The organism is Sorangium sp. So ce381, assembly GCF_051473845.1.
GTDB classification, from domain to species: domain Bacteria; phylum Myxococcota_A; class Polyangia; order Polyangiales; family Polyangiaceae; genus Sorangium; species Sorangium atrum.
Window position 1 is genome coordinate 11,992,570 of sequence record NZ_CP150336.1, and the last position, 13,175, is coordinate 12,005,744.

The 13,175-nt window shown below is 72.1% G+C and carries 8 protein-coding genes; 2 read left to right on the forward strand and 6 right to left on the reverse strand.

Translation table 11 applies throughout. From position 1 onward, the window contains the following. Positions 1-153: 153 nt before the first annotated feature. Together WMF29_RS44930 and WMF29_RS44935 are read right to left on the reverse strand one after the other, a co-directional pair. Positions 154-1,518 (reverse strand): hypothetical protein, encoded by a 1,365-nt coding sequence (locus WMF29_RS44930; RefSeq protein ID WP_437326181.1) that lies wholly within the window; start codon positions 1,516-1,518, stop codon positions 154-156. 286 nt (positions 1,519-1,804) lie between these two features. Then, the gene (locus tag WMF29_RS44935; protein WP_437326182.1) at positions 1,805-3,274 is read right to left on the reverse strand and encodes a cellulose binding domain-containing protein; all 1,470 of its coding nucleotides are present in this window, start codon (positions 3,272-3,274) and stop codon (positions 1,805-1,807) included. A 327-nt stretch (positions 3,275-3,601) separates the two neighbouring features. Between WMF29_RS44935 and WMF29_RS44940 the strand changes: the two genes are divergently transcribed. Beyond that, a complete protein-coding gene (locus WMF29_RS44940; protein WP_437326183.1) occupies positions 3,602-4,396 on the forward strand; it encodes an ABC transporter ATP-binding protein in 795 nt (264 codons plus the stop codon). 330 nt (positions 4,397-4,726) lie between these two features. Here the strand turns inward: WMF29_RS44940 and WMF29_RS44945 are convergent, their stop codons facing one another. Beyond that, a complete protein-coding gene (locus WMF29_RS44945) occupies positions 4,727-6,352 on the reverse strand; it encodes an NAD(P)-binding protein (RefSeq protein ID WP_437326184.1) in 1,626 nt (541 codons plus the stop codon). Further along, positions 6,349-7,071 (reverse strand): phosphoribosylglycinamide formyltransferase, encoded by a 723-nt coding sequence (gene purN / locus WMF29_RS44950; RefSeq protein ID WP_437326185.1) that lies wholly within the window; start codon positions 7,069-7,071, stop codon positions 6,349-6,351. Before purN ends, WMF29_RS44945 begins: the two co-directional genes overlap by 4 nt. 217 nt (positions 7,072-7,288) lie before the next feature. Between purN and WMF29_RS44955 the strand changes: the two genes are divergently transcribed. After that, complete coding sequence (locus tag WMF29_RS44955) at positions 7,289-10,954, forward strand: protein kinase domain-containing protein (RefSeq protein ID WP_437326186.1); 3,666 nt, start codon at positions 7,289-7,291, stop codon at positions 10,952-10,954. A gap of 93 nt (positions 10,955-11,047) precedes the next feature. Here the strand turns inward: WMF29_RS44955 and purM are convergent, their stop codons facing one another. Together purM and WMF29_RS44965 are read right to left on the reverse strand one after the other, a co-directional pair. Then, the gene (purM, locus tag WMF29_RS44960; RefSeq protein WP_437326187.1) at positions 11,048-12,094 is read right to left on the reverse strand and encodes a phosphoribosylformylglycinamidine cyclo-ligase; all 1,047 of its coding nucleotides are present in this window, start codon (positions 12,092-12,094) and stop codon (positions 11,048-11,050) included. A gap of 331 nt (positions 12,095-12,425) precedes the next feature. After that, positions 12,426-13,091, reverse strand: coding sequence for a VOC family protein (locus tag WMF29_RS44965; RefSeq protein ID WP_437326188.1), 666 nt, complete (start codon positions 13,089-13,091; stop codon positions 12,426-12,428). Positions 13,092-13,175: the final 84 nt, after the last annotated feature.

Here is a 13,175-nt window from a genome sequence, read left to right on the forward strand (position 1 = left end):
AGGGGGAGTGTGGCCCTCGAATGCCATGTCGACGACCGTGGCCACCTCGTCGCGCTCAACTCCCTCTCTTTTTTGCGCCTTTGCGTCTTTGCGTTTGAATCTGACATGCCCGGTCGTCGGCCGGCCGGATCTAGGCCTCGGGCGCTGTGCGGCTCAGAGCTCCGACTCCTCCAGAAAGCGCTGGAGGAACGTGACGGCGGCTTGCTCTCCAGCCTCCGGGAAGCCCCCGAACATCGCGAACTGGTGCCATACCCAGTCGGCGTGCAGATAGGTATCCTTCTCGCTCGCCTCGAGCGAGGAGCACACGTGATCCCAGCGCGGGTTCGCCCCGGGGAGATAGCCGCTCTTGTCGGGCGGCAGGCGGGTCAGGCGCGCTTCCTTCGAAGGGCCAGGGAGCTTCTGCTGGAGCGCGGCGTTCGCGTCGAGCTGGTGGCCGCCGGTCATCCGCAGGCGGCGCGAGGCGTCGCCGCCGAGCCAGCGCACGAGCAAGGCCTCGTTCTTGGCGATGCCGCGGGCGTCGAACGCGAACACCTCGCTCACGCGGTCCTTGTTGGCCGCGAGCGCCTGCCACAGGGCCAGTCCGCCGGCGCTGAAGCCCGCGAGCCCGAGCTTCCCGAGCCGCGGCCCGCCCTGTCCAATGCCGATCTTCTGCGCCCCGCAGAGGAAGCGGAGCGCTGCCTCGGCGAGGCCGGGCAGGCTCGCGGTCGTGGCGGCGCCGAAGCTCGCCCCGCTCGGCCACGGGTGCAGCATGACCACCGCCCTGCCGCTCGCGGCGAGCGCCTCCTCGAAGCCGCAGCGGACATAGACCCAGCGGGACTGGTCGCGCGGATCGCGCTCGAACACGTCGCGCGCCCAGAACGAGGCGCCGGGGGACGGGTCGGGCGTGAGCAGGTATCGATTCAGCCCGAACATCTCGTGGCGCTGGTCGACCCGGGTATAGGCGTACCCTTCCGGCCGGTAGAACACGAGGGCGGAGATCCCGTCGTCCGGGGGCGCCATGCAGGCCTCCGGGATGCTCGCGAACCAGATCTTCGGATCTCCCGCGGTGGCGCCGAGGGCCACGAGCTCGGTCCCGGGCCGATGCTCGCGCCGGTACTCGTCCGAGTACCCGGCGTAGGCCATCCAGAACGGGGTGATATCGACGAAATCCGTCCTGATCTGGGCGAGCGCGAGGCCGGGCGCCGATTGCACGTCGACGAGCGGGTGAGCCTGTCCGAACGCCGGGTCAGGGGCGGGGCTGAGCGCCGTACCCCCGCCCGTCACGTCGAACGCCTCGTCGATCGACAGGACCTCTTCCTCTCGGGCGGGGACGTCCTCGAAGGCGTCGAACGCCGCCGAGAAGCGCGCGCTGAGCGCGACGCGCGACGCCCCTGCGGGGATCACGAACTCCCGCCGCCCCGGGCTCGAGCCGGCGAGCGGCAGCGGCGCGTCGTCGGCCGTCGCCTGCACGTCGGAGAGCGCGTCGGGCAGCAGCGGGCTGCCCGCATTGCGCCAGGTGACCCGGAGCCTCAGCGCCATGCGGCGCCCCGGAGGCGCCCCCGGCGACGAGGGAGCGAAGCGGCGTGGAGGGGGTCGACCGGGCTATCGCCGGCGAGGGGGATGCGCTGCGGGGCGGAGGGCACGGTGCGCCCACGGTACCAGAGGGCGCGGGCCGCGGGCGAGCGCGACCGGGCGCGGAGGCTGCGCGGGGAGCCCCGAGAGGGGCTCTTCCTGCGCCGATCGGCCCCTCCTGCAAGGCAGGCGCGCCGCGCCGCCGGGAGGTCGTCTCTCCTCCTCGATCGGCGCGGCGCTCGTCGACCGGAGATCAGCGCGTGCCGTTCGCGCAGTACCCGAACTCGACGTTCGTGCCAGGCTTGATCTTGGCGTTCCAGCTCACGCCGCTGAACACGAAGTCGGTGCCTTGCTTGACGGCGTTGGTGTTCCAGAAGTCACGGAACGTCGCGCCGTTCGAGGGCACGTAGAGCTTCCATGTGGTCTCGCCGCTGTCGGTCTTCGTCAGCTTGATGTTGTTGCAATAGCCGCCCGTCCACGTCGAGTTGGGGGTGATGCTGACGGTGATGTTGCCGCCCTCGACGCGCACCCCGGTCCCGGGGTTGCCCCCGCCGCTGCCGCCGACGCCGGTGCTGCTGCTGCTGCTGCTGCTCGACGAGGACGTGGTGGTGCCGCCTCCGCCACCACCGCTGCCGGAAGTGCTGGAGCTGCTGGAACTGGAGCTGGAGCTGCTGGAGGTGGTGCTGCTCGAGCTGGAGCTGCTGCTGCCCTTCACCCGGGCGATGAAGCTGTCATAGCCGGCGACGTCGCCCGTCTGGGAGAGCATGACGATCGCGACGCCCATGTCGACGGCCTTGGCGACGTTGCTCTCGTTGAGCCAGGTGGAGTCGACGTTGATCGGGCCGCCGCCGAACGTGTACGCGTCCACGATGACGAGCGGCAGGTTGAGCGCGGTGGTGATATCGCGGTAGGTGAAGTTGTCGATCTTGCCCTCGGTGAACGGGAACTGCTTGCCCGTGAGGCCGACGTACTTGACGACGCTGCGATCCCAGCCGGCGTAGAACCCGCCCGGCGTCGTCGCCCACCGGGTCGCAGACGGGTTGAACCACGGGCTGAAGTCGATGACCACCCTGCACGAGGGGCAGCCCGACTTGATGGCGCCGAGGATCTGGTTCATGAAGCCGTCGGATTCCGTCTTGTCGAACGCGTTCTGCTGATCCTTCTGCGAGAACTGGTACCAGTCCGGCTCGATGTGGATCAGCGGCTCGACCGCCCTGCCCCCGAGGCCCGCGTAGATCTTCTGCGCCGCGTCCTTGTACTTGGTCACCATCGCGCCGATGTTGGCGCGCACGTACGCCGCGCCCTTCTGGCACAGCGGTGCGCCACTGTTGCCGTCGCAGTCGTTCTCGGACCCGAGCCCCTTCTTCGTCATGTCCGTGGCGATGTAGCCGAAGAAGTAGGGGGTCTTCCCCGCGTTGACGATCTGCGTAAGCTTGTTCTTGTGTGTGCTGGTGAAGCCGCCCGATTGCAACCAGTCCCCGACGGCGACCACATCGACGTTGGCGGGTCCGGACTGGGGCGGCGACCAGATCTGGCTCCATTGCGGAGCGACGCCGAAGCGCATCTGCGATGCCGCCGCGGCCGCCGCTGCCTCATCGGCGAAAATCTCGTCCTCTTCGGAGGCGCTGGAACCATCGTCCGCGACAACGATGCACCCGCCGACAGCGGCGAGCAGGCACAGAGCTGCCCCAGCACCGAAAAGCGAACCCTTGATCTTCGTCATTGTCAATCTCCAAGTGACCGAGCGGCTCCGCGCCGCATCGGATTTTTCCACTCCCGAGTGCCAGCATCGGCTTGGCACGGGGCGCTTGTTGAAAGGAAGGTTCGTAGATCGTTGCAACGGCCGGGCCATCGTCTCTCCAGAGCGGAGAACGCCGGTTCACGGGCGCATTCCGACGGTGCCTGTCCGCGAGAGATGGAGAGTGGGCCGATGGAGTGGATCGCCGAACCGGGGCACGGATGATCCACCGCGAACGGCCTGATTTCTCGGTGCGGAACGCCGGCAAGCGGGTAGTCTGCGCCCGATGAACCAGGATCGTGGAGTGAGGCGATGAGCGCGCCCGCGCTCATCGAGATCGAGGACGCCGAGGTCTTCCGCGGCGACACGCGCGTCTTCGAGGGGCTGTCGCTGCGCATCGAGCAGGGCGAGAACACCGCGATCCTCGGGCCCAACGGCGCGGGGAAGTCGACCTTGCTGCGGCTGCTCTCACGGGAAATCTATCCGGTCCACCGCGAGAGCTCGCATGTGCGAATACTCGGTCGCGAAAGGTGGGAGGTGTCCGCACTCAGGCGCAGGTTAGGGCTCGTGTCGTACGAGCTGCAGATGGCCTATCCCCGGGGTGTGCGGGGCCACGACGTGGTGCTCTCCGGCTTCTTCGCGAGCGCCGGCCTGCACGAGCACGAGCCGCCGACCGCGGCGCAGCGCCGGCGTGCCGAGGAGGTGCTCGGCGATCTCGGCGTCGCGCACCTCGGCGGCAAGCCCATCGCGGAGATGTCGGCCGGCGAGCAGCGGCGCTGCCTGCTCGGGCGCGCCCTTGTGCACGATCCGGAGGCGCTGGTGTTCGACGAGCCGACGACGAGCCTCGATCTGAAGGCCGCGTTCGAGCTCATCGACCTGCTCAGGCGCCTCGCGCAGCGGGGCAAGACGCTGATCCTGGTGACGCACCATGTGCACGAGATCCCGCCGGAGATCGGGCGCGTCGTCCTGCTGCGGAGAGGCCGTGTCTTCGCCGATGGCCCGAAGCGCGCGGTGCTGACCGACGACAACCTGTCGCGCCTGTTCGACGTGCCCCTCACCGTCGTCGAGCGCGAAGGCTTCTTCCAGGTCTTCCCCCGATCTCCCTGAGACACGGAGTCTCGCCTTCACGTCTCACCCGCTTCGCAAGACGCACGGTTCGTCCTCTGCGCAGTGGAGAGATCAGAAAACGGTAGGCCCTGACGCCTAGGCGTTAACGAAGCTTTGCGCCGCGTTCTCCTATCATCCGAACGTTTACGTTTACGTTTACGTGGTCGTGGTCGTGGTCGTGGTCGTGGTCGTGGTCGTTCACGGCTTATCGTTGACGACCACGACCACGACCACGACCACGACCACGACCACGTTCACGTTCACGTTCCACGTTTACGTTGGTGACCGGTGGAGGGGGACCCGGCACTCTAGCGAGGCCCGCCCCCCCCGCTACCCGATCTCCACCTTGCTCCACATGTCGCGCCGCATCCGCTCCTTCCGCCGATCGGTCCGGGTCACGAGCCGGGCGGCGCCCCAGGCGGCGAGCAGCTGGCCCTCCTGGCCGAGGCCGGGCAGCACGCTCCGGCCGACGAGCAGCGTGCGCTCGATCGGCCCGCGGATCGGCTCGCCCGCGAGCCCGAGGTAGCCGGGCGGGTCGACCTCGAGCTGCCGCACCATCGGCTCGGCGCCCGGGGCGGCGCCCTTCAGCGCGGCGCGCTCGATGAGGCGGCGGCGCTGGCCGTCGTAGAGCCACACGGGCAGCCCGTCGTGCACCGAGTCGACGAGCACGAGGTGGCGCTCGAGGAAGGGGAGCTCGGCCGTGAGCGCGTCGAGCACCGCCTGGCGCGCCTCGAGAAGCGACAGCGGCCCCCGGTCGGGGAGCAGGATCTCCGCCACGAGCAGCGTGTCGGTCGAGGGAGCAGGCAGATCGCAGCGCTGGAGGTGGACCACGGGGCGCCCGGGCCCTGCCGGCCGCGTGTGCCGCGGCGAGCTCGGCCGGCCTCCGGGCGCGCCGTCGCTCGACACGCGCGGCGGCGCGGGCGAGCGGCCCGTCGACGCGGACGGGAAGGGGAACAGCAGCGCCTCCGGGCCGAGCGGCTCGGGCAGGCCCTCGCGGCGCACGATGAGCGACACGACGAAGCGGCCGACCGACGAGGTGATCCGCGGCCACTCGCGCAGCGCGCGCTTGTGGATGCCCTCGCCGCCCGACAGGCTCGCGAGCGTCTCGCCGTCCATGTCGGTGATGACGAAGCTGCTGCCGTTCGGGTGATCGTCGCCGTCGAGGACGACCCCCGCGGCGGTGCCGCGGCGGACGTGGACCGACGCGGCGCGCTCGTCGAGCAGACAGCGACCGCCGTGGGCGAGGATGCGCTCGACGAGGAACTCCTCGAGCTCCTCCTCGCCGCGCGGGAGCATCATCAGCCCGCGCGTCCACGCCCCGTGCAGGCGCGCGACCGCGAAGGGGGGCGGGAGCGCCGAGAGGTCCGTGGCGAAGAGGACGGACTGCGTGACGATCGAGCGGAACAGGTGGCCGCGCGGGAACTCGACGAGCAGGTCGGCGTCGGGCTCGGCGCGCGCATACGGGAGCAGGCCGGCGTAGCGCGCGGTCTCGCGCCGCTCCCAGAACGTGCCCGGCGGCCAGAGGGCGTCGTGCGAGAACGCGTCGTCCGCGGCGCCGTTGACGTGGGCGAGCTCGGCGTAGAGCTCGTCGACGACCCGCCGGAGCTCGGGGAACTCGCGGTCGATCTCGCGGCCGAAGAGGACCATGTCGGGCGGCACGTCGAGGCGCCGGCGCGGCGCGACGGCCTGCAGCATGGGCATGGCCGGGACGATGCGGCGCTTCCAGGTCTGCGACTGGGCGAGCTCGACGAGGAAGCGGCGCCACGCGGGCGAGGGCTCGGCGAGCATGGTGAACGCGCGCCGGCGGAGGACGTGCTGGTCGAGGCGGTAGGTGGGCGGGCGCTCGCCGTGCCCGACGACCATCACGGTGAAGTCGCGGCGCGCGAGGAGCGCCGCGGCCGTGAGCGCGCCGATGGACCGGCCGAGGACGATGACGTCGTAGTGCTTGTGGATCACGCCCCTTCCCCGACTTCTCCGACTTCCCCGACGCCTCCGCCGTCCCCGCGCGCAGGGCCGCTCTGGGCGAGCCCGAGCGCCGTCTCGACGCCGGCGAGCGTCGCGCGCGCTCGCCCGCCCGGCACGTCTGGCGGCGCGATCTGGAGGCGCCCCTCGGCGATCCACGAGAGCGCGCGGATGAGCAGGGCGTGCTCCTGGACGAGGATGCGCGCGGCGAGCGCGTCGCGGTCGTCCCCATCGAGCACGGGGACGGCGGCCTGCGCGAGGATGGGCCCGGTGTCGGTGCCGGCGTCCACGAGATGGACGGTGCAGCCGGTGACGCGCACGCCGTGATCGAGCGCCTGCTGCTGGGCGTCGACGCCGGGGAAGGAGGGCAGGAGCGACGGGTGGATGTTCACGACCCGGTGCGGGAAGGCGTCGAGGAAGGTCGTCGTCAGCAGGCGCATGAAGCCCGCGAGGACGACCCAGGTCGCGCCCGCCTCGCGCAGGGCAGCGACGACGGCGGCGTCGAAGCTGTCGCGATCCGTGAAGTCGCGGTGCGCGATGACGCGCGTGGGGACCCCGGCGCGCTCGGCGCGCGTGAGGCCCTCCACGTCCGCCCGGTTGGACAGGACGAGCCGCACGCGGGCGTCGAGGCGGCCGGCGGCGATCGCGTCGAGGATCGCCTGGAGGTTCGAGCCGCGGCCGGAGATGAGGACGCCGAGATCGAGGGGGGGCATGGGGGGCAGATACTACGGCGGAGGCGGGCGCGGGAGAGATCCGGGGCAGAAGCGGCCGCCCGGCCCCCGGGGGGACGCCTCGAGGGCTGCGAGGCGACCGCCGGGCCGCTCGCGCTGTCATTTGCGGCTGCGCGCGCTCCCGCCTCGTCGGGGCCGGGCCCCTCTGGCCGGCCACCTACCAATGCCGCGCCGCTCGGGGTAGGGTGGCGGCGCCACGATGTCGGAACGCCCGCCTGAGCCGACCCTTACCGCCGACGAGGCCGCGAAGCACCGGGCGAGGTCCTACCTCGGGCGGGTGATCTCGAAGCGCTACCGCATCGACGAGGTCATCGCGATGGGCGGCATGGGCGCGGTCTACCGCGGCGAGCACGTGCACATGCACAAGCGCGTCGCGATCAAGATCCTGCACCCCGACACCGAGCGGCTCCCCGAGCTCGTGCAGCGCTTCGAGCGCGAGGCCATCGCCGGCGCCCACATCGAGCACCGGAACGTCGCGACCGCGACCGATTTCGGCGAGGCGGAGGACGGGTCGTTCTTCCTGGTCCTCGAGTACGTGCGCGGCACGACGCTCCACGAGATCATCCGGCGGGGGCCGGTGCCCGCCGCGCGCGCCGCCCTGATCGCCAGGCAGCTCGCGGCCGCGCTCGACGCGACCCACGCGATGGGCATCGTCCACCGCGACGTGAAGCCGCGCAACGTGATGGTCGTCGAGCCGCAGGGCGACCTCGTGAAGCTCATCGATTTCGGCCTCGCGAAGGTGAGCGTCGATCAGCTACGCCGGTCCGTCGCGTCGCCGGAGTCTGCGCGGGCGGGGGCCGACTCGCTCCCGGTCCGGCTCACCACGGCGGGCGTGATCTTCGGGACCATCGCCTACCTCGCGCCGGAGTCGGCGCTCGGGATGGATTTCGTCGACGAGCGCGCGGATCTCTACGCCGTGGGCCTGATCTTCTACGAGATGCTGGCCGGCAAGCACCCGTTCCTGGCCAAGGATCCGGTCGAGCTCTTCAACCAGCAGCGGAGCGCGCCCGTGCCGGCGATCGCCGCGCACTCGCCCGGCGTCGAGGTCCCGCCTGCCCTCGAGGCGGTCGTGCGGCTCCTCCTCGAGAAGAATCCGCGCGCCCGCTTCGGGACCGCGGCGGAGCTGATCGCGGCGCTCGACGACGCGTGCTCCGTGTCGGGGATCGCCGTGCACGAGCCGCGGGCGGAGATGGCATCGAGGGGGGAGATGTCATCGAGGGCGGAGATGACGTCGGTGCCCGCGATCGCGGACGCGGCGCGCGTGCCGAGCAACCGGCCGCCCGTGCCCAGCGCGCCGTCGCGCGCGACCGACGCGAGCGTCGGCGGCTCGTCGGCGATCGTCCTCGGGGATTCGTGCCTTGTCTCGCTGGACGACGTCGCGGACGCGCTGGCGCCGGCCGGGAGCGGCGAGGGCGCGCCGGAGGCAGCGCGAGCGCGCGCGTCGAGCGAGCCGGGGGAGGGCCGAGCGGACAGCGTGGAGCTGGCGGGGATGACGGCGCCCGTGGAGCCGGCAGGGGCGGCGGCCTCGGAGCTGCCGGAGGGCGACGAAGACGACGAGGACGCCCTCAGCCACTCGCGGCCGACGCCGGTGCGCAACACGCCGACCCTCGTCGCCGAGCTGACGCGCGACTCGCGCCCGACGGCGGTGGGCGGCGCGGCGTTCATGGCGCAGGTCGCCTTCGCGCAGGAGGTCGCCAGGGCTGACGCTGCCTCCGCGGCCGACGACTCGAGCGTGCCGGAGGACGCGCGCCCGACGACGGTAGGCGGCGCCGCGCTCATCGCCCAGGCCGCTTTCGCTCGCGAAGCTGCAGGCGGTGGCGCTCCTTCCGGGGCCGATGACCCGGGGCCGCCGCGCGAGCCGTCGCAGATGCTCGATGCGGCGGCGCCGCCGCAGGAGCCGGCGCCGCCGGAGGAGCCGACGCTGCCGGTCTCGACGCCTCCATCGCCGGAAGCGCCTCCGTTGCCTGGGGAGGCAGCGCGGTCCGTCGAAGCGCCTCTGGCGACGGCGGCAACGGGACTGAGCTCCCTACGACTGTCGCTGGACGATCTATTGTCGTCGCCGGGTCAGGCGGAGCGTCGTCCGGTAGAGCCCTCGGCGAAGAAGCCATCGCCGTCGGGCGTGGAGGAGCCGTCGTCGCCTGGAGCGGAGCAGGCGCCATCGAAGCCGCCGTCGTCGCCTTCGGCGGAGAGCTCGCCATCGAAGCCGCCGTCAGCGGAGCGCGCGTCATCGAAGCCGCCGTCAGCGGAGCGTACGTCGTCGAAGCCGCCGTCAGCGTCCGCTGTGGAGCGTGCGTCATCGAAGCCGCCGTCAGCGGAGCGTGCGCCATCGAAGCCGCCGTCAGCGCCCGCTGTGGAGCCGGCGTCTGTCGCGAAGCCGGCGTCGTCGAAGCCACCGTCGTCTGCGGCGGAACCTGCGTCATCGAAGCCGCCGTCAGCGGAGCGTGCGCCATCGAAGCCGCCGTCGTCGCCCGCGGCGGAGCGCGCGTCATCGAAGCCGCCGTCCGCGTCCGCTGTGGAGCCGGCGTCCGTCGCGAAGCCGGCGTCGTCGAAGCCGCCGTCGTCGTCTGCGGCGGAGAGCTCGCCATCGAAGCCGCCGTCGGCGGAGCGTGCGCCATCGAAGCCGCCGTCGGCGGAGCGTGCGTCATCGGAGCCGCTGTCCGCGTCCGCTGCGGAGCCGGCATCCGTAGCGAAGCCGGCGTCGTCGAAGCCGCCGTCAGGGGCGAGCGCGGAGCCGGCGTCATCGCCATCGCCCGCGCCGTCCGTGGAGGCGCAGCCGCCGCAGAACGAGCCGGCGCCCGTGGCGTCCGCGTCCCCGCCGCTGGACGAGCCGCCCGCAGAGGAGGCGGCGCCCATCTCGGAGCCGACGTCCGAGCGGATGAGCGGCTCGCGGCCAGCCTTCGCCCCGACGCTGCTCCGGGAGCTGGAGGCCGCCGAGGCAGAGCGCGTCGCCCGGGAGCGCGAGGAAGAGGCCAAGCGGAAGCTCGCCGAGGAGGCGGAGCGCGCCACACGCGAGCGCGAGGAGAAGGCCAGGCGAAAGCGGGAAGCCCGGGAAGCTCGCGCGTCGCGGCTGGGCCACGAAGGACTCGGTGGCCGCATCGGCCGGCTGGCCCCGTACCTGGGCGGCGGCATCCTTGCGGCGGCCGTGATCGCGGCGCTCGCCGGCGGTGGGCGCGCCCCGCCCGAGCCGGAGCCCCAGCTCGCCCCCGCGAGGCCTCTCGCGAGCGCGCTCGCCACGAGCGAGCCGGCCCCGGCAGACACCGCCGTCCCCGAGGTACCCGCGCCCACGGCGCCGGCGCCCGAGGCCGCTGCGTCGGCGGCGCCCGATGCGCCGGCCGAGCCTCCGCCGGATGAAGCGGCCCGGAAGGCGCTCACCGACGCTGTCAGGGCGCGCCGGTGGGTGAAGGCCGCCGACGCGATCCAGAAGCTCGCGGAGCACGATCCGACGGCGCTCCGCGAGCGCCCGCTCGCGATCGCGGCGCGCAACGTCGCCATCGCCATCGCGAAGACGGGCGAGGAGCACGCCGACAAGGTCTTCGACGCGCTCTCGAGCCGCTTCGGGACGGCGGGCATCGACGTGCTCTACGAGATCGTCGAGACCCGCGGCCGCTCCACGCCGGCCACCCGGGCCGCGAAGCTGCTGCGCGATCCGGAGATCGCGGCCCGCGGGACCCCTGCGGTCCGGATCTCCTTCGAGCTGCGCGACGCCACGTGCGGCGAGAAGCTCCCGTTCCTCGAGCGCGCCGTCTCGGAGGGCGACGAGCGCACCCTGGTCGTGCTCGAGACGACGGTGAGGCCCTGTTACAAGACGAACCGGGCGATCGACGAGGCGATCAAGAAGCTGCGATCGCGGCTCGAAGGCGGCTGAGCTCGCGCCGCGCGGTCGCTCAGCGCATCCGGGCCCGCCCGGTTGTCTCGCGCTGGGCGGCCCGCGCGCCGCGCATCGCCCTTGCCGGCCCTCTCATCCGAACAGCACGCGCTCCTCGAACGGCACGTCGCCGACCGACAGCACCTCGCCGAGCACCCAGGCCTGCTCGCCGCTCTTCGCGAGCGCCTCGATGGCCCGGTCCGCGGCGCCCTTCTCGACGACCGCGACGAGCCCGACGCCGAGGTTGAACGTGCGCCGCATCTCGGCCTCCTCCACGGGGCCGCCGCGCTGGAGCACCTGGAACACCGCCGGCCGCTGGTAGGAGCCGAGGTCGAGCCGCGCGCCCAGCCCGTCCGGCAGCACGCGCGGCAGGTTCCCCGGCAGGCCGCCGCCCGTGATGTGCGACAGCCCCCGGACCGCGTCGCCGCAGGTCGCGAGGAGCGCCGTGATCGCGCGGGCGTAGATCCGGGTCGGCGTCAGCAGCGTCTCGCCCACGGTGCCGCCGAGATCGGCCACGCGGTCGCTCATCTTGAGGCCCATCTCCTTCTCGAGCACGCGCCGCGCGAGCGAGAAGCCGTTCGAGTGCAGCCCGCTCGACGCCACGCCGAGGACCGCATCGCCGACCGCGATCCGCTTGCCGTCGAGGATGCGCGAGCGCTCGACGACGCCCACGGCGAACCCGGCGAGGTCGTACTCGCCGTCCGCGTACATGCCCGGCAGCTCGGCCGTCTCGCCGCCGATCAGCGCGCAGCCGGCCTGCTTGCAGCCCTCGGCGATGCCGCGGACCACGGCCTCGCCCACGTCGACGTCGAGCTTGCCCGTCGCGAAGTAGTCGAGGAAGAACAGCGGCCGCGCGCCGACGGTCAGCACATCGTTCACGCACATCGCGACGAGATCGATGCCCACCGTGTCGTGGACGCCCGTCGCGAACGCCACCTTCAGCTTGGTGCCGACCCCGTCCGTGCCGCTGACCAGCACCGGCTCGGACAGCCCGCCCGGCAGCGCGCACAGCCCGGCGAAGCCGCCCACGTCCGCGAGCACCTCGGGGATGCGCGTCGGCTTCGCGAGCCGCTTGATGCGCTCGACGAGCGCGTCCCCTGCATCGATATCGACCCCGGCTTCCCGGTACGTGACGCTCATGGCAGGCGCATCCCACACCTCGGCGGCAAAGGGAAGCGGGCTCGCTCTCCGGCTCCGGCCTCCGGGCGGCTCCGGGGTCGGCGGGCGGCCGGGCTCCCCGTGGGGGCTCACCGCGATCGCGTACGGGGCACCGCGATCCTCGACGGCGCGGCGGTGAACGGGGTCACGCGGTGGAGCAGCGGCGCGCGCCGACAGCGCCGCCGCTGCCGCGCCCACGAGCTCGGGCCAGCTCGCGCCGGCGCTGGAGCCGCGGCGGCGGCCGCCGGCAGACGCGCGACCGCATGGCCGGGCGAGCGTTCCTGCTTCCCCCAACGTACGGCGCCAGCCCGCTTTACCAGCGCACGACGAGCGGCGCTTCTGCAGGGAACTGGTGCGATTGCCCTTCGTGACCGTGATCCCACTCCAGCTCAAGAGAGTAGGTCGCCCCGCGATCGATCGAGAGCATGCCCTGGTCCACGAACCAACGCACGCCCGGCGAGAGCGGCGGGTTCTCCGCTGGCAGTTGCAGACGTACACGCGTCAGCGTTCGGCGCGCGCCACGATGCGATCGCGCCTCGATCGGGATGATGTGATTGGTTGTCTGGGCCGCCACGAATATCATGGGCTCCGCCAAGGACCCTCGCGGCGTCACGATGGGCATGCCCGTGCCCTTCGGCAGGTATTGGGGCTTGTAGTCCCAGGTCTCGAAGGGCCAGTCTCCGGCGCCTCCGGCATCGATGGTCCTGAAACAGACGCCGAACGGGCACGCGCCGGTCTCGGCCCAATGAATGCGTTCGTGCAGCCCCAGCGGTCGAACGATTTCGGTCCGCAGCTCCTCCGGATCATGGACGCCGAGGACCTCGAAGAATGCGTTCTCGAAAGCCGCGCACGCGTTCGCGGTCCCCTGACCCTCATGCACCGCGTGGCGCCAGAAGTTCAGGCCGAACTCGGCGAGCATCCGCTCGACGATGCCCACGCCGGGCGTCGCAAGGAACACATGATCGATTTCCCAGCCCATCGGCCGCCTCCGGCGAGTGGAGCCGGCGTCCCTGGCTCGCACGAGACTGTAGCGTGAAAAGCGACGCCATATCAACAGCACCAC

Excerpts from the sequence above, each read along its gene's own strand:
- WMF29_RS44955 (WP_437326186.1), top strand. The coding sequence starts at position 7,289 with ATGTCGGAACGCCCGCCTGAGCCGACCCTTACCGCCGACGAGGCCGCG.
- WMF29_RS44935 (WP_437326182.1), bottom strand. The coding sequence starts at position 3,274 with ATGACGAAGATCAAGGGTTCGCTTTTCGGTGCTGGGGCAGCTCTGTGC.
- WMF29_RS44930 (WP_437326181.1), bottom strand. The coding sequence starts at position 1,518 with ATGGCGCTGAGGCTCCGGGTCACCTGGCGCAATGCGGGCAGCCCGCTG.
- purN (WP_437326185.1), bottom strand. The coding sequence starts at position 7,071 with ATGCCCCCCCTCGATCTCGGCGTCCTCATCTCCGGCCGCGGCTCGAAC.
- WMF29_RS44965 (WP_437326188.1), bottom strand. The coding sequence starts at position 13,091 with ATGGGCTGGGAAATCGATCATGTGTTCCTTGCGACGCCCGGCGTGGGC.
- purM (WP_437326187.1), bottom strand. The coding sequence starts at position 12,094 with ATGAGCGTCACGTACCGGGAAGCCGGGGTCGATATCGATGCAGGGGAC.
- WMF29_RS44940 (WP_437326183.1), top strand. The coding sequence starts at position 3,602 with ATGAGCGCGCCCGCGCTCATCGAGATCGAGGACGCCGAGGTCTTCCGC.